This window comes from Deinococcus wulumuqiensis R12, from assembly GCF_011067105.1.
In the GTDB taxonomy this organism is placed as follows: Bacteria; Deinococcota; Deinococci; order Deinococcales; family Deinococcaceae; genus Deinococcus; species Deinococcus wulumuqiensis.
The window spans coordinates 1,562,365-1,576,743 of record NZ_CP049357.1 but is presented as its reverse complement, the minus strand read 5'-3'; the positions used below and the strand labels follow the sequence as shown (position 1 = coordinate 1,576,743).

At 68.4% G+C, this 14,379-nt stretch carries 17 protein-coding genes; 12 read left to right on the top strand and 5 right to left on the bottom strand.

Annotated features, from left to right (window positions below; genetic code table 11):
• Positions 1-250 precede the first annotated feature (250 nt).
• The 7 genes from mbhE to mnhG are packed head-to-tail and all read left to right on the top strand — an operon-like array spanning position 251 to position 6,424.
• Positions 251-2,659 carry a hydrogen gas-evolving membrane-bound hydrogenase subunit E gene (gene mbhE / locus G6R31_RS07680; protein ID WP_017869048.1) on the top strand — a complete coding sequence of 803 codons (2,409 nt, stop codon included), beginning with the start codon at positions 251-253 and terminating at the stop codon, positions 2,657-2,659.
• Complete coding sequence (locus G6R31_RS07675; RefSeq protein WP_017869047.1) at positions 2,656-3,198, top strand: Na(+)/H(+) antiporter subunit B; 543 nt, start codon at positions 2,656-2,658, stop codon at positions 3,196-3,198. The genes mbhE and G6R31_RS07675 overlap by 4 nt, the downstream gene beginning before the upstream one ends.
• Positions 3,198-3,647, top strand: a complete 450-nt coding sequence (locus G6R31_RS07670; protein ID WP_017869046.1) for an NADH-quinone oxidoreductase subunit K — start codon at positions 3,198-3,200, stop codon at positions 3,645-3,647. Before G6R31_RS07675 ends, G6R31_RS07670 begins: the two co-directional genes overlap by 1 nt.
• Positions 3,648-3,655: 8 nt before the next feature.
• Positions 3,656-5,251 carry a proton-conducting transporter transmembrane domain-containing protein gene (locus tag G6R31_RS07665; protein WP_229664834.1) on the top strand — a complete coding sequence of 532 codons (1,596 nt, stop codon included), beginning with the start codon at positions 3,656-3,658 and terminating at the stop codon, positions 5,249-5,251.
• Entirely contained in the window at positions 5,248-5,757 is a 510-nt protein-coding gene (locus tag G6R31_RS07660) for a Na+/H+ antiporter subunit E (RefSeq protein WP_017869044.1), read from the top strand. Before G6R31_RS07665 ends, G6R31_RS07660 begins: the two co-directional genes overlap by 4 nt.
• A complete protein-coding gene (locus tag G6R31_RS07655; RefSeq protein ID WP_017869043.1) occupies positions 5,754-6,014 on the top strand; it encodes an MrpF/PhaF family protein in 261 nt (86 codons plus the stop codon). The genes G6R31_RS07660 and G6R31_RS07655 overlap by 4 nt, the downstream gene beginning before the upstream one ends.
• On the top strand, positions 6,014-6,424 hold the full coding sequence (mnhG, locus tag G6R31_RS07650; protein ID WP_017869042.1) for a monovalent cation/H(+) antiporter subunit G: 411 nt from the start codon (positions 6,014-6,016) through the stop codon (positions 6,422-6,424). Before G6R31_RS07655 ends, mnhG begins: the two co-directional genes overlap by 1 nt.
• A gap of 113 nt (positions 6,425-6,537) precedes the next feature.
• Here mnhG and G6R31_RS07645 read toward each other — a convergent pair whose 3' ends face one another.
• The gene (locus tag G6R31_RS07645) at positions 6,538-6,855 is read right to left on the bottom strand and encodes a hypothetical protein (RefSeq protein ID WP_017869041.1); all 318 of its coding nucleotides are present in this window, start codon (positions 6,853-6,855) and stop codon (positions 6,538-6,540) included.
• Positions 6,856-6,980: 125 nt separating this feature from the next.
• Between G6R31_RS07645 and G6R31_RS07640 the strand changes: the two genes are divergently transcribed.
• The 3 genes from G6R31_RS07640 (at position 6,981) to dtd (ending at position 8,543) form a co-directional block, all read left to right on the top strand.
• Positions 6,981-7,757: a LysM peptidoglycan-binding domain-containing protein gene (locus G6R31_RS07640; protein ID WP_017869040.1), complete on the top strand. Its 777-nt coding sequence runs from the start codon at positions 6,981-6,983 to the stop codon at positions 7,755-7,757.
• A gap of 89 nt (positions 7,758-7,846) precedes the next feature.
• A complete protein-coding gene (locus G6R31_RS07635) occupies positions 7,847-8,104 on the top strand; it encodes a DUF1844 domain-containing protein (RefSeq protein ID WP_025567808.1) in 258 nt (85 codons plus the stop codon).
• A gap of 1 nt (position 8,105) precedes the next feature.
• Entirely contained in the window at positions 8,106-8,543 is a 438-nt protein-coding gene (gene dtd / locus G6R31_RS07630; RefSeq protein WP_025567807.1) for a D-aminoacyl-tRNA deacylase, read from the top strand.
• Positions 8,544-8,924: 381 nt separating this feature from the next.
• Here dtd and G6R31_RS07625 read toward each other — a convergent pair whose 3' ends face one another.
• From G6R31_RS07625 to G6R31_RS07610, 4 genes are all read right to left on the bottom strand, one after another.
• Positions 8,925-9,509, bottom strand: coding sequence for a response regulator transcription factor (locus tag G6R31_RS07625; protein WP_025567769.1), 585 nt, complete (start codon positions 9,507-9,509; stop codon positions 8,925-8,927).
• Positions 9,506-10,579 carry a HAMP domain-containing sensor histidine kinase gene (locus G6R31_RS07620; RefSeq protein WP_017869036.1) on the bottom strand — a complete coding sequence of 358 codons (1,074 nt, stop codon included), beginning with the start codon at positions 10,577-10,579 and terminating at the stop codon, positions 9,506-9,508. The genes G6R31_RS07625 and G6R31_RS07620 overlap by 4 nt, the downstream gene beginning before the upstream one ends.
• Before the next feature lie 192 nt (positions 10,580-10,771).
• Positions 10,772-11,455 carry a Bax inhibitor-1/YccA family protein gene (locus G6R31_RS07615; protein WP_017869035.1) on the bottom strand — a complete coding sequence of 228 codons (684 nt, stop codon included), beginning with the start codon at positions 11,453-11,455 and terminating at the stop codon, positions 10,772-10,774.
• 95 nt (positions 11,456-11,550) lie between these two features.
• Positions 11,551-13,104, bottom strand: a complete 1,554-nt coding sequence (locus G6R31_RS07610; protein ID WP_017869034.1) for a PRC-barrel domain-containing protein — start codon at positions 13,102-13,104, stop codon at positions 11,551-11,553.
• 117 nt (positions 13,105-13,221) lie between these two features.
• Between G6R31_RS07610 and G6R31_RS07605 the strand changes: the two genes are divergently transcribed.
• Positions 13,222-13,608, top strand: coding sequence for a hypothetical protein (locus G6R31_RS07605; RefSeq protein ID WP_017869033.1), 387 nt, complete (start codon positions 13,222-13,224; stop codon positions 13,606-13,608).
• On the top strand, positions 13,598-14,371 hold the full coding sequence (locus G6R31_RS07600; RefSeq protein WP_017869032.1) for a pseudouridine synthase: 774 nt from the start codon (positions 13,598-13,600) through the stop codon (positions 14,369-14,371). Before G6R31_RS07605 ends, G6R31_RS07600 begins: the two co-directional genes overlap by 11 nt.
• Positions 14,372-14,379: the final 8 nt, after the last annotated feature.

Below are 14,379 nucleotides of genomic sequence, written 5' to 3'. Positions count from 1 at the left end.
TCGGCTCCCCACACACCGGGGTCAGCCGAGGAAACGTGGGAACCGGAGGGGGACGGTTCCCGAAGTCCCGCCCAGCGAGGACCGGGGCAGCCTGAACGCGGCGCCCCCGGTGCCTGTCCTGACTTGATGCAGCGTGTCGCGGCGCCGTCTGGCGGCCCGACCTGTGCTGTGATGGAGGCCCTATGCCTGAACTTCACCCTCTTTGTCACCATTCGTCCGACCTTTCGCCGGGAGGCAACGGGAGAAGCCCGTGACCCTCGCGGTTCTGTTTCCGTTTCTGATGGCCGCCGTGTGCGCCCTGCTCGGCCCGCGTCTGGGGCGCGCTACCGGGTACCTCGCCGCTGCCGGGTTTCTGCCCGCGCTGGCGCTGGCGCTGCCGCTCGCCGCTCAGCCCGGCGCCGTTCCTCTCACCGAAACGACGCGCTGGGTGCCCGACCTGGGGCTGAACCTGGTGTTCCGGGGCGACGGGTTTTCGCTGCTGTTCGCGGTCCTGATCGGCGTGATCGGCACGCTCGCCACGCTGTACTCGGTCGCCTACCTCTCGCCCCGGGAAAAATTCAGCCGCTTTTACCCGTACCTGCTGGCCTTCGGCGGCTCCATGCTGGGGCTGGTCCTGAGCGACAACCTCGTGGCGCTGTTCGGCTTCTGGGAAATGACCAGTGTGACCAGCTTTCTCCTGATCGGGCTGTGGCACACCCGCAGCGCGGCGCGCGACGGCGCGGTCAAGGCGTTCCTGATTTCGGCGCTGGGGGGGCTGGGGCTGCTCGCCGCCGCCGCCATGCTCTCGATTGCCGGGGGGAGCACCAACCTCTCGCAACTCGACCTGGGCGCCGTGCGCGAGTCGCCGCTGTTCGTGCCCGCCCTGCTGTGTACCCTGCTGGCCGCGCTGACCAAATCGGCGCAGTTGCCCTTTCACATCTGGCTGCCCACCGCGATGGAGGCGCCCACGCCCATCTCGGCCTTTTTGCACTCGGCCACCATGGTCAAGGCCGGGGTGGTGCTGGTCGCCAAGTTCGGGCTGATTTTCGCCGCGTCGCCGCTGTGGTCGGGGCTGCTGGTGCCGCTGGGCCTGCTGACGATGGCGTGGGGGTCGTGGCTGGCGCTGCGGCAGACCGACCTCAAGGCGCTGCTGGCGTACTCCACCGTGTCGCAGCTCGGGCTGCTGATGAGTCTGTACGGCCTGGCCGACGCCGACGGACGCTTCGCCGCCACCGCGCACCTGCTCAACCACGCGGCGTTCAAGGCGGCGCTGTTTTTCGTGGTGGGCATCATCGACCACGAAACCGGCACCCGCGAGATTCCCTACCTCCAGAACCTGCGCCGCAAGCTGCCGGTCACCTTCGTGATCGCCCTGCTCGCCTCACTGAGCATGGCCGGGATTCCGCCGCTGGGGGGCTTCGTTTCCAAGGAACTGTTCTACGAGAACATGCTGCACGCCGGTCCCGCGTTCATCGCCGTGGCGGTGATCGGCAGTGCGCTGACTTTCGCCTACTGCGCCCGGCTGATGAGCATCTTTTTCGCGCACCGTCTGGGCCTGACCCCCACGCAGCGCGAACTGCGGCACGAAGCGGTCAAGGACGATATCCACGAGGCGCCGCTCAGCCTGACCGTTCCGGCGGGGCTGCTGGCGGGGGCCGCGCTGCTGTTCGGCCTGTGGCCCCACGCGGCGGAGGTGCTCACGCGCAGCGCCGAAACCGCCCTGGGCTTCGGGGAGGTCGAGGGTCACCTCGCGCTGTGGCACGGCGTGACCCCGGCGCTGCTGCTCACGGGGCTGACCTGGCTGATCGGCGGGCTGCTGGTCTGGCAGGCGCGGCCCTTTGCCGAGCTGCAAAGTCGCCTGGCGCCGCGCTGGAACGCCAACACGGTGTACTACTCGCTGGTGCAGGGCCTGAACACCGTGTCCAGCCGGCTGATCGCCCGCACGCAGGGCCTGGCGCTGCCCGACCAGATGCGAATTTCGCTGCTGGCCGCCGGACTCATCGGCGGGTACGCGGTGTGGCGCTCGCCGCAGGTGTTTCACGGCATCGGCAGTGTGCCGCTCGGAATCGTGCCCATCGCGGTGCTGCTGGTCGGGGGCGCGGCGGGCGTGCTGCTGTCCAACAACCGCCTGACTGCCGTCATCGTGACCGGCCTGACGGGGTTCGGCAGCGCCGCCGCCTTTCTCGCCCTGCGTGCTCCCGACCTCGCCCTGACCCAACTGCTGGTGGAGGCCGTGACGGTCATCCTGTTTCTGCTCGCCTTCCGTTACCTGCCGGGCGTCCGTGACCTGCCGCGCACCCGGGGCCGACTGGTCCTCGACGGGCTGCTCGCGGCGGGGGCAGGTGTCGGCGTGACGCTGCTGGTGCTGTCCAGCCTGCGTTTTCTGGCGCCGCCGATTTCGCCCTGGTATCTGGTCAACTCCTACGCGGGCGGCGGCGGCAAAAACGCCGTGAACGTGCTGCTGGTGGATTTCCGGGGCTTCGACACCCTGGGCGAAGGACTGGTGGTGGCGATGGTGGCGCTGGCCGTCTCCAGCCTGGTCCGGCTGGGCAAACCGGGTCGTCCCCGCACCCCGGCGCACGGCGTCACACCCGAGGGGGCGCCGATTCTGACCCCCAGGGCGCCCGCAGCTTCCGCGAGTTCAGACCCTGCCCCGCCCCGTGAAGGAGGCCAGCCATGAGTCCGAAAAAGAAAAAGGCCCCCCGCGCCGCACCTGTTGCGGGGGCGGCTGTCCGGGGTGAGCCGGGCGGACAGGCCGGGCCGCTCGCCCCCACGCCTGCGCCCCTGAGCGGCGACCCCATCCTGCGGACGGTGAGCCGGGCGGCCTTCGCGCTGGTGATGATTTTTGCGCTGCTGCTGCTCTGGCGCGGGCACAACGCACCGGGCGGCGGCTTTATCGCGGGCCTGATGACCGCCTGCGCCCTGATCCTGCACCGCATCGCCACCGGCGAGAGTGCGCTGCGCGTGGACCCGGCGCGGCTGATTCCCTGGGGCGCGGCGCTGTCGTTCGTGACCGGGCTGGTGCCGTACCTGCTGGGCCGCCCCTTTCTGAAAAGCGACTACGGCTACCTCACCACCGAGCTGACCGGCGAGTTCGAGTGGGCCACCGCGATGCTGTTCGACATCGGCGTGTTCGGGGTGGTGGTCGGCAGCACCATGCTGATTGCCGCCGCCCTCACCGACGTGCGTCCCACCGAGCGGGTCGAGGGAGACGAATAATGGCGTCCCTCTTTGCCCTGATTATCGGCATTCTGGTCGGTTCCGGCGTGTTTTTGCTGCTCTCGCGCTCCATCGTGCGGGTGGTGCTGGGGCTGGCGTTTATCGGCTACGGCGTCAATCTCGCCATCCTGACGGTGGCGGGACTGGAAGACAAGTCGCCGCCGCTGCTCACGCTGCCGGGGCCGTATGTGGACCCGCTGCCACAGGCACTCATCCTGACCGCCATCGTGATCGGGTTCGCGACCACGGCGCTGCTGCTGACCGTCGCGCTGCGGGCCTATCAGGTGGCCGGGCACGAAGACGTGGAGGCGTTCGGCGACAGCCTCGCCCGTGACCCCGACGCCCCCGACGGCCTGGGGGCCGACCCCGAGCACCAGAGTCCCGACCAGCCCGAGTGGGAAGAGGAGTCCGGACCCGCCCACCCCGTTTCCGCCGGGGGCCGCGCATGAGCGGCGAGGTGACGACAATTGCGGCGGGCGTGGTGAATTCCTGGCTGCCGCTCGCGCCGATTCTGACGCCGCTGGGCCTCGGGCTGCTGGCGCTGGCCCCGCTGCGCCGCCCGCTTCAGGTGGGCGTATTGCTCGGCGGCATGGCGCTGACACTGCTGTTCGCGTGCCTGCTGCTGGCGGCCACCGGCGACGGCACGGTGCTGGTCAGTGCGCTGGGCGGCTGGTCGGCTCCTTTCGGCATCGTGATGGCCGCCGACCGGCTGGCTGCCTACATGAGCGTGCTGGGCGCCGTCTCGGGCCTTTTCGCCGCGTGGTTCATGGTGACCGAGCAGGACCGGGTGCGCGAGCGGCACCACGCTTTTGCGCTGCTGCTGCTGCTCATGACCGGCGTGCAGCTCTCGTTCCTGACCGGCGACCTGTTCAACCTGTTCGTGGCCTTCGAGGTGATGCTGGTGGCGAGCTACGCCCTGGCGGTGCTGGGCAGTGGCCGCGAGCAACTGCGCGAGGGGTTTCGCTACATCGTGATGAACCTGACCGCCTCGGCGCTGCTGGTCCTGGCCTGCGGCCTGACCTACGGGGTACTGGGCACACTCAACTTCGCGCACCTCGCGCAGCGCAGCGCCGAACTGGGGCCGAACACCACCGTCACGGCGGTCAGCGTGCTGCTGCTGATCGTGTTTGCCGCCAAGGGCGCACTGTTTCCGCTGGGCTTCTGGCTGCCCGGCACCTACCCGGCGCTGCCCACCGCCAGCGGCACCTTCTTCGCGGCGGTGCTGACCAAAGTGGGCGTCTACGCCCTGCTGCGCGTGTTCACCACCGTCTTTCCGCAGGACCCGGCGCTGCCGCAATCGCTCCTGCTGGGCCTGGGCGCGGTCACCATGCTCTACGGGGCGCTGGGCGCGGTCAGCCAGCGCGAGTGGCGGCGCATCCTGTCGTTCACGGTGGTGGGCAGCGTGGGCTACCTGGCCTTCGGGCTGGGCATCGGCACGCCCGAGGCGCTGCGGGCCACCGTCGCCTACCTCGCGGTGAGCGTGCTGGTCACGCTGGCGCTGTTCCTGATCGCGGGCGTGGCGGAGCGGGCAAGCGGCACGCGCAACGTCAAGGCGCGGGGATTTCTGGAATTCATGCCGCTGCTGGCCGCCTGCTTCCTGCTGTGCGCCCTCACGGTGGCCGGACTGCCGCCGAGCGGCGGGTTTATCGCCAAGTTCGCGCTGGTGCGGGCGGGACTGGCCCAGGCAGCGGCGCAGGGGTCGCCCCTGATCGTCGTCGCCGTGGTGAGTGCGCTGCTGTCCAGCCTGATTACGCTCTACGCTCTGCTGAGCGTCTGGCGCGGCTTTTTCTGGGGCAAGCACCCGCGTGAGGAACCGGTGCGCCGCGTGCCGCTCGCTCAGCGCCTGCCCGCGTATCTGGCCTCGGCGCTGGTGGCGGGGCTGAGCCTGGGCGCCGGGCCGCTGCTCGCCTTCTCGGGCACGGTGGCGCGGGAACTGGGCGAACCGGGGCGCTACATCCGGGGCGTACTGGGCACCGCGCCGGTGGTGATTCCGCCGCCGCCGACGGGTGACGACGTGCAGAAAAAAGACGGGCCGAAGGAGGAGAAGAAATGAGGGGGCTGGCGCTCAATCTGCTGCTGGCGGTCGTGTGGGCGCTGTTTTCCGGCGAGGTGAGCAGCCGCGAACTGGTCGTCGGGTTTCTGGTCGGCTTTCTCATCGTGCTGCTCTTTCCACGTGCGCTGGGGGCGGAGCGGTACCTGGAACGCAGCCGGGGGCTGGCGAGCTTCGTGGTCTTTTTCCTGCGGGAGCTGACGGTGGCCAACGTGCAGGTCGCGCTGATGTCCCTGCGGCGTGACCCGCAGCTCAACCCCATGATCGTGGCGGTGCCGCTGCGGCTGCAGAGCGAACTGGGGCTGACCCTGCTCGCCGCCGCCATCACCCTGATGCCGGGCACGGTGGCGATGGGGCTGAGCCATGACCGCCGCACGCTCTATGCCCACGCGGTGGGGCTGCCGACGGCGCAGGCGGCCCGCGACAGCATCGTCAAGGTGGAAGAGGAGCTGCTGCGCTTTCTTCAGCCCGGTTCGCGCTCCTTTCGGCAAGGCGAGGTGCTGACATGATCATCGATATCGCTCTGGGCATCGTGACCCTCTCGGTCCTGCTCGTGACCTACCGTGTGCTGCGCGGCCCGAGCTGGGGCGACCGCATCATGGCTTTCGACTTTCTGAGTGTGAATCTGGTGGTGCTGTTCGCGCTGCTGGCCGTGCGCAGCCGCATGCTGGTGATGCTCGACGCCGCGCTGGTCCTGTCGCTGCTGGGCTTTCTGAGCACGGTGGCCCTGACCCGCTACCTGCTCGTCGGGCGGGTGATGCGCTGATGGGGGAGGCCCTGCTGCGTGACTTCAACCCCTGGCGCGACATTCCCATCCTGATTGGCGCCTTTTTCGTGCTCACGGCGGCCATCGGGATGGTGCGCTTTCCCGACCTGTATTCGCGGCTGCACGCCAGTTCCAAGCTGGTGACGCTGGGTTCGGCAGGCATTTTCCTGGGGGTCGCGCTCTCGTTTCAGGAGTCGGCGGCGCTCACCCGATTGATCGCCGTGCTGCTGTTTCAGTTTCTGACCACGCCGCTCACCGCTTACCTCATCGCGCAGGCGGCTTACCTTCAGGGCCTGCCCCCGGTGCTGCCGGGCGGCGTGGACGAGTGGGGCGCCCTGGGCAAAGCCGAGGAACTCGCGCAGGCCGACCAGGAAGCCGTGCAGAACCTCGCGGCGGAGCGGCAGACCTGAGCAGGAGACAGGATAGACAGGGTAAAGCCACCGCCCTTTCCGCGCCGTGCGGGAGAGCGGTGGCTTCTTCCGTTTCTTTTTCTGGTCTTTTTCTGGCGGGTGCCTGGCCGCAATTAGCTTTCGGCAATTCCCCGCAATTTTTCGACCCGTTCGGCCAGTTCGGGCAGTTCCAGTGCCCGCAGCGCCTTGGCCGCGCGGCTGACCCCCGCCGCGTCCACCTGACCCTGGTTCCAGCCAGCGATCAACATGGCGCAGCCTTGCAGGGCTTCGGTCACCGTCTCCCGGTGAAACATGGCGGCGAGGTTGCCGCTCTGCGCGGGCTTTTGCTGCTGCACCTGCGCCTGCACGTCCAGCACGACCTGCATGAACACCTGATCCAGCCGGGCGCGGTCGTCGGCGCCGACAGGGACATTCTCGGGAAGCTGCGTCATGCCTGCGAGTATGGCGCAGACGGGCGCCTCCCTGCGGTGCCCTCCGTTTTCCTCCTCGGGGCAAACGTCCTGAACAATCCTTAAACAAAGGTAACATGAGGCACGAAGTCGGCTATGGTTGGGGCATGTGGCCTTTTGGAAAGAATACGGCAGAGCGCGTGAAAGATGCGTTCAATGCAAACCCTGTGCTCGCTCCCCAGGGGCTGAACATTCAGGAGAGCCGCGGGACGGTCAAGGTGACGGGCCGGGTCGCCCGTCAGTCGCACATTGGCCTGATTAACGCGGTGGCCGGCGGCATCAACGGCGTCAAGAACGTGGACGTCAGCGGCGTCACCGTGCTTCAGCAGGCTTCGGCCCCCACCCCGGTCGCGCCCGCACCCCAGGCCGCACCGGCCAAACCTGCGGCCCCCGCGCCGACGGTGCAGGACATTCCCGCGACCCCCGTCCAGATGCCCGACATCGTGCAGCAGAGTGCCGGTGAAGTGGAAATCGAGGACACGAGCCGCGTCGCCAAGGCCGTCCTTGCGGCCATCCGGGGCAACGGCGAACTCGCCGACGACCCCATCGACGTGCTGCAAAGCGGCAAGAGCGTGATTCTGCGCGGCGTGGTGGACAACGACCACGAGCTGCGCCTCGCCGAGAAGCTCGCTCGCGGCGTCGAAGGTGTGAGTGGCGTGGACGTCAGCGGCCTGCGCGTGGCCCAGGGCGTCAAGGAACTCGCCAAGGACAAGGACGAGGAGACCGGCGACACCGTCTACACCGTCAAGGCGGGCGACAGCCTCAGCAAGATTGCCGAGCGGTACTACGGCGATCCCATGGAGTACAAGAAGATCGCCCACTACAACAACATCAGCAACCCCGACCTGATTCACCCCGGTCAGAAAATCCGTATTCCTGGTTGATCTCCCGCTGCCCAGGGTCGCCTCCCACTCGGGGGGCGGCTTTTCGCTTTGTCCCTGTGCGTTCCCGGTAGCCTGCTAGCATCGCTGCCATGCCTCACCCTGAATTTGTCGGTCTCGTCAACTCGTTGCAGGCCACGGCCGAAGCGGCGCTCGGTGACCTCAACGCCGCCACCGCCAGTGCCGCGCGTGACGGCCTGCTGGCCGAAACCCGTGCCCGCCAGACCGCCGAGCGCAGCCTGAAACTGCTCGCCATGCTCGCCGAGAAGACGCGCGGCAACCTCGACATGACGGAAGCCGAACTGCTCTCGAACGCGGTCACCTCCTTGCGTGGCCGACTGGAACACTGAGATGCGGGCGGTCGTTCAGCGGGTCACGCGGGCCAGGTGCGTGGTGGGCGGCGAAGTGACGGGAGAAACCGGCCCCGGCCTGCTGGTCTTGCTGGGGGTCGCTCCGCAGGACACCCTGGACACCGCCCGGACCCTGGCCGCCAAGCTCGCCAAACTGCGCATCTTCAGCGACGAGGCGGGCAAGATGAACCGCTCGGTGGTGGACATCGGCGGCGGCGTGCTGAGCATCAGCCAGTTCACCCTCTTCGCCGACACCAGCCGGGGCAACCGCCCGAGTTTCATCGGGGCGGCGCCGCCCGAACAGGGCCGCGAGCTGTACGCCGAATTCAATACCGCCCTGCGTGCCCTGGGGCTGCCGGTAGGCGAAGGCGTGTTCGGCGCCCACATGGAAATCGAACTGGTCAACGACGGACCCGTGACAGTGACGCTGGACATCTGATACGGAAGCCGTATGACGCGGTAAGGAAGTCGAAGGCAATAGGGTTCCTATTGAGAACGCGGTCTGTTCGTATCTGCCGAGAAGCCCTATTCCCCTTGCCATGAGCTATGGGCCATGAGCCAGTCGGCACAGCAGGCTTGAGACCAACTTTGCACATTGTCATACGGATTCCGCTTAATTCCTGCATAGTCGGGAAAGCGCCGCCTGTGCATCTATATCGCGGAATCCGTATTTTTTCCTACTCGCATCCGCTCTGCTGCGCAGCTTTGCAAGTCGGATTGAATCTGAAACTACCAGATTCAATCGGAATCCGTATCAATAATGAAGCGAGGCGCATTCAAGCACGTTCCTTGAATGCGCGAAGTCGAATTCGAAATCGGGTCAGCTGAGCAGGCCGATGCTCCTGGCCCGGCTGACGGCTTCGGTGCGGTCCCCGGCGTTGAGCTTGCTGTACAGGCGGGCGAGGTGGTCCTTGACGGTGTCGGGGCTGACGCCCAGGTCGCGGGCGATTTCCTTGTTGGAAAAGCCCCGGGCGAGCAGCGGCAGCACCTCCGACTCGCGGGGGGTCAGGCGCGGCACGTCCACCTGCGGCAGCCGGTCGACTTCCGGATGGGCCACGATGTCGCGCAGCTGCCGGGCGAGGCTTTCGGGGTCGGTTTCCTTGCTCACATACCCCTTGGCCCCGGCGGCGCGGGCGGCCTGCACGATGGCCGGCTCAGCGAAGGTGGTGATCAGGATGCTGACCACACGCGGCGCGGTCAGGCGCAGGCGGTCACAGACCTCGATGCCGGTCATGCCGGGCATCTTGACGTCGAGCAGCGCGGCGTCGGGCTGGTAGGTGCGGCAGGCGTCGAGCGCACTCGGCCCGTCGGCGGCCTCGGCCACCACGTCGAAGCCCTGCTGAATCAGGGCGTACTTCAGGCCCATACGAAAGAGGGGATGGTCGTCGGCAATCACTATTCTCATGGCAAAACCTCCGGCAGAACGAGGGTGAAGGTGGTCAAGGGGGAAGCGTCGGGCGCGGCAGGCGGGCCTCCCTGCGGAGGTTCACGGCCATAGCGCAGCGTGCCGCCGTGCGCCTCGGCGATGCGCCGAACGATGAACAGCCCGAGGCCCGCCGTTCCGGCGGTGTACTGTTGCCCGGCGATGACGACCGGCTGGGCGTTGAAGGGTTGGGCGAGTTCGTTCAGGGGGACGTTCAGGCCGGGGCCGTCGTCCTGCACGCAGACGTGCCGGGGTGCCACCGTGAGCCGGACCTCGTGCCGGGCATAGCGCAGGGCATTTTCGGTGAGGTTGCCCAGGGCGCGTTCCAGGGCGGCGCGGTCCACCTCGGCCTGCCCGGCGCCGTCCACGTGGAGGGTCAGGCCCAGGGCCTCGGCCTGGGGGCGCAGGCGCCGCGCCACCTGCTCGGCCACCTCGCGCAGGTCGGCCGGGGCAAGGTGAAGTTGCACGTCGTCGCGCTCGAAACGGTGGGCGTCGGCCATCTGCTGCACCAGCGCGAGCAGCCGCTCGGTTTCGGTCTGGAGCTGCTCGCCCACGGCGCGTTTTTCATGGTCGGGAAGCGGCAGTTCGGTCAGGGCGCGGGTCAGGTGCCCAGCTGCGATCAGGGGCGTCTTGAGATCATGCACCAGCGTCGCCATAAAGGCGTTGCGGCGGGTCTGCTCGGTGCCCAGCCGCGTCATCAGGCTGCCGAAGGCCCGGCGCAGCGAGCGGATTTCGCGCGGGTCGTCGGTGTGAAACTGCGCGAAGTCGCCCTCGCCCACTTCCAGTTCCAGCCGGTGCAGGGGACGCAGCAGTGCGCCGCTGAGCACGTAGCCGATGACTGCCGAGAGCAGACCCACCAGCAGGATCCAGGCCGCGCCCGACCAGCTCAGGTTGCCCGCAGAAGCCAGGGTCAGCACCAGGTTGGGCAAAAACGCCAGCAGCGAGATCACCAGGGTGAACTGCGTGCGCAGCGTTTCGAAGGTCTGTCGGGGAAACGCGGACCGTTCGCAGGGTGCGGGCAGGGCAGCGTGGGGAGCTGCGGGCGGAGTCATGCGGGCCACTGTAAGCAGCGCCGTCTAACAGAACCCTCACGGCCTGCGCTTCACATTTGGCATCACTTTGTCAATCCCCCCAGTCTGTCCTGACGGGGGGTTCAACACCCTGGCAGACCGACACGAAAAAACCCTGACCGGAGAGGCCAGGGCGCAGGAGTAAAGGGTGGGATGCCGGTGGTCGGTTGGCGCTCAGTCGCGCGAGTTGCCGATGTTCAGCAGGAACAGGAACATGTTGATGAAGTCGAGGTACAGCGCGAGTGCCCCGTTGATGGAGGCGCGCTCGGCCTGCTCGCCGCTGATGCCGCTCAGGGCGAGGTTGCGCAGCATCTGGGTGTCGTAGGCGGTCAGACCCGCGAACAGCAGCACGCCCACGACGCTGATGCCGAGGCTCAGGGCGCTGCTGCCCACGAACAGGTTGACCAGCATGGCGACGATCAGGCCCAGCAACGCGAACATGAAAAAGCGGCCCATCGCGCTCAGGTCTTTTTTGATGACGAATCCGGCCACACTCATCAGGCCGAAGGTGCCGGCGCTCACGGCAAACGCGGTAAAGACGGCGGCGGGCGAGTAGGCGAACAGCAGGGCGCTGAAGGTCAGGCCGGTGAGCGCGGCGTAGCCGATAAACAGCAGTCCGGCGACCCCGGCGTTCAGGCGCTGGGCGAACATGCTGAGCACGAACACCAGCGCAAGCTGCGCGAGCATCAGCGGAAGGCGCAGTCCGGCGACCTGCATGGCGAGGGCTTCGTTCTGGGCGGTCAGGTAAGCGACGCCAGCGGTGAGCGCGAGGCCCGCCGCCATCCAGGAATAGGTGCGGGCCATGAAGGTCCGAACCTGATCCAGCGTCCTTTGTTGGGTCATGGCAATCTGCTGCATACAAGTCACCATACGGGAACAGGGACAAAAAGGTTCCCGCGCCGTTGCCTTCTTCTTCATGGGCCAGCGCGGGAACCGGGAGAGGGGGGCGGACCTCAGCTCAGTCGGGCGCCTGAGTCCAAACTGGCCGTGTCTACACTGTCCAGCAGCAGGTCGAGCACCCCGGCGGCGCGGGCCTCGTCCAGCGCGGCGTGCGTGACGAGTTCACCGGGCTGAAGAATCACCCGGTCGGTGCGGGTGAGCACGGCGCGGGTCACTGGGCGCCCGAGCGCGTCCCGGACGCGTGCGTGGTGCGCTTCCTGCTCCTGCCGGTCAAGCGTTTCCTCCAGGTCCTCGCGCTTTTCTCCGAGCCAGGATTTGGCGCGGCCCAGCAGTTCGCCCGCGCCCTGCGACACGTTCTGCGACACGCTGCTCAGCCCCTCGGCCAGCTGGTCGCGCAGTTCGGTGGCCTGCTCACGCAGCTCCGCCGGGTCGGGCAGCGCCGCGCCGCCCACGCCCGCCGCCACGCCGCCTGTCCGGGTCGCCGCATACAGGCGCTCCTCCAGGCCGAGTTCACGGGCGCGCTGCGCCACCGCCGGGGTCACGATCTGGCCCTGCACGGCAATCAGGCTGCCCACCGACGAGCGCACGTCTTCCTGTACGCGGCGGCCCACCACGTCCCCCGAGGCACTCTGCGGGTCGGCCAGCAGGCCACGCACGCCTTCCTGCACGCCACCTGCGGTGGCCGCAGCGACCAGAGCGGGCAGGGCGCCACTCTGCTCGGCGAAGCGGGCCTGCCCCTCGTCTATGGGGGTACCTTTCGCCACGATCAGCACGCCGCTCTCCGTCCGCACGTCCTCCCCGGCCACCTTGCCGACCACGAAAGCGCGCTGCCGCTCGGCGCTTGCGTCGCGCAGGTCCTCGGCTTCCTCCTGCACGCGGGTCCGCAGGGTGTCCACCGCCGCCCGTGCCTGGGCCTGCCCCTCACGGGCGGCGTCCTGCACGTTCTCGGTGACGTTTTCGTAGGTGTCACGCACGCTGCGGCTGGTGTCCTCGTAGGCTCCGCGCACGCTGTCGGCGGCGCCCTGAACGGCCCCGGTCAGGCCCTGCCCCACTCCGCTCAGGCTCTGGCCCGCCGCGTGAAACGCTCCGCGAATGCCCCCCGGCGCCTGCTCACGCATGGCGGCGGCCACGTCTGCGGGCACGATGGCGCTGTCCTTGCCGATCTGAATGGTCTGGGGCGCGGGGATAAAGGTACGCCCGTTGGTCATGTCGGCAAACAGCCCGCCCGACGCCTCGTAGCCCTCCACCTGTCCGCTGCGCTCGTCGAAGTACACGTCGGTGATCTTGCCGAGCGTCTGGCCGTCGGTGGTCAGGAGGGTCATGCCGATCAGGTTGGTCTTGCCTGCCAGCGCTTCCTTGAGTACCGGGTCGCGCCGCGTGTTCACCACGTCCTCGGGGGTGGCGATCATCACGGCCTTTTCCCCGATGGACTGCACGCGCTCGAACGGCACGGCCTTGCCCGCGCTGAACCAGCCGCCTTCTTCCACCAGCAGCGCCAGCACCCGGTTGCCCTGGTGGTCGAACACCACGTCATGCACGTTGTCGACCTGCGCTCCGTTGCTCACGGCGACGACGGGACGGCCCAGCAGTTCTTTGCCCTTGATCATGGGCCAAAGGTAGAGCGGCGGGCGGCAAATGTGGGCAGCGGAAGGGTTAAGGCGGCTAGAGAGAAGGCCCGCCGCCGCCCCCTTTCCCGGCGGGCCGGACCCACTACACTGTCCCCCGTGTTACGCGCCGCCTTCTGGATGACCGCCCTGCTGCTGGTTCCGCTCGGGCTGCTGCTGTATTTCCTCTCGGGTGACCTGGCAAGCATCGCCGGAATCTCCCCGCTGTGGCTCGCCCGCGTCTCGGGGGGGCTGCTGCTCGCCTGGGGGCTGTTTCAACTCGCCGCCAGTGCCCGGCCCGACGATGCCAAGGTGGGCGGTCTGGTCGCCGGCAACCTGCTGACGGTCGCCGCCCTGCTGCCCGCCTTGCTGCGGCTTCAGACGACCTTGCCGCCCTCGCTGCGGCTGCTGCTGTGGCTGGTGGTCGGGTGGCTGGGCCTCGCCGCGCTGCTCGCCCTGCTCTCCACGCCGCTGGGCCGCCGGGGAGGTGAGGCCGGTGTCCGCTGAGAGGCTGCACAAGCGCCTCGCCCGCGCGGGCATCGCCTCGCGCCGCGCCGCCGAGGACCTGATTCGTGCCGGACGGGTCAGCGTCAACGGGCAGACGGCGGGCCTGGGCCAGAGCGTGACCGACGCCGACGACGTGCGCGTGGACGGGCGGCTGGTGGAACTCACGCGCCCCGAGGCCGTCACCTACGCGCTGTACAAGCCCCCGGGTTACGTCACCACCGCCCAGGACGAATACGGGCGGCGCAACGTGCTGGACGCCATGCCCGACGTGCCGGGCCTGCATCCGGTGGGGCGGCTGGACAAGGATTCCGAAGGGCTGCTGCTGCTCACCAACGACGGCGACCTGACCCTGACCCTGACCCACCCCCGCTACGGCCACGAAAAGGCCTACCGCGCCTGGACCGAAGGCCGCGACGCGCCGACCCAGGCCGAACTCGACGTGCTGGTGCGCGGCATCGCCATGGACGACGGCCCCGCGCAGGCCCTGAGTGCCGCCCCCACCGAGGACGGCGCTTACGTGGTGCTGGGCGAGGGCCGCAACCGCCAGGTGCGCCGGATGCTCGCCGCCATCGGGCACCCGGTGGGCCGGCTGGTGCGCTACCGGGTGGGCGGGCTGTGGCTGGGCGACCTGAACCCCGGCGAGTACCGGCAGCTCGGCCCGCAGGACCTCGACCAGTTGCTGCACCCGCAAAAGATGCCCCGCGCCGTCTGGCAGGCCGAGTGGGAGCGGACTCAGGACCGCTGGGGCACCCAGTACGGCTGAAGACCTGC

Coding starts and splice junctions, on each gene's coding strand:
- G6R31_RS07615 (WP_017869035.1), bottom strand. CDS start 11,455: ATGCAGCAGATTGCCATGACCCAACAAAGGACGCTGGATCAGGTTCGG.
- dtd (WP_025567807.1), top strand. CDS start 8,106: ATGCGGGCGGTCGTTCAGCGGGTCACGCGGGCCAGGTGCGTGGTGGGC.
- G6R31_RS07635 (WP_025567808.1), top strand. CDS start 7,847: ATGCCTCACCCTGAATTTGTCGGTCTCGTCAACTCGTTGCAGGCCACG.
- G6R31_RS07620 (WP_017869036.1), bottom strand. CDS start 10,579: ATGACTCCGCCCGCAGCTCCCCACGCTGCCCTGCCCGCACCCTGCGAA.
- G6R31_RS07625 (WP_025567769.1), bottom strand. CDS start 9,509: ATGAGAATAGTGATTGCCGACGACCATCCCCTCTTTCGTATGGGCCTG.
- G6R31_RS07640 (WP_017869040.1), top strand. CDS start 6,981: ATGTGGCCTTTTGGAAAGAATACGGCAGAGCGCGTGAAAGATGCGTTC.
- G6R31_RS07610 (WP_017869034.1), bottom strand. CDS start 13,104: ATGATCAAGGGCAAAGAACTGCTGGGCCGTCCCGTCGTCGCCGTGAGC.
- G6R31_RS07670 (WP_017869046.1), top strand. CDS start 3,198: ATGGCGTCCCTCTTTGCCCTGATTATCGGCATTCTGGTCGGTTCCGGC.
- G6R31_RS07655 (WP_017869043.1), top strand. CDS start 5,754: ATGATCATCGATATCGCTCTGGGCATCGTGACCCTCTCGGTCCTGCTC.
- G6R31_RS07675 (WP_017869047.1), top strand. CDS start 2,656: ATGAGTCCGAAAAAGAAAAAGGCCCCCCGCGCCGCACCTGTTGCGGGG.
- G6R31_RS07660 (WP_017869044.1), top strand. CDS start 5,248: ATGAGGGGGCTGGCGCTCAATCTGCTGCTGGCGGTCGTGTGGGCGCTG.
- G6R31_RS07645 (WP_017869041.1), bottom strand. CDS start 6,855: ATGACGCAGCTTCCCGAGAATGTCCCTGTCGGCGCCGACGACCGCGCC.
- mnhG (WP_017869042.1), top strand. CDS start 6,014: ATGGGGGAGGCCCTGCTGCGTGACTTCAACCCCTGGCGCGACATTCCC.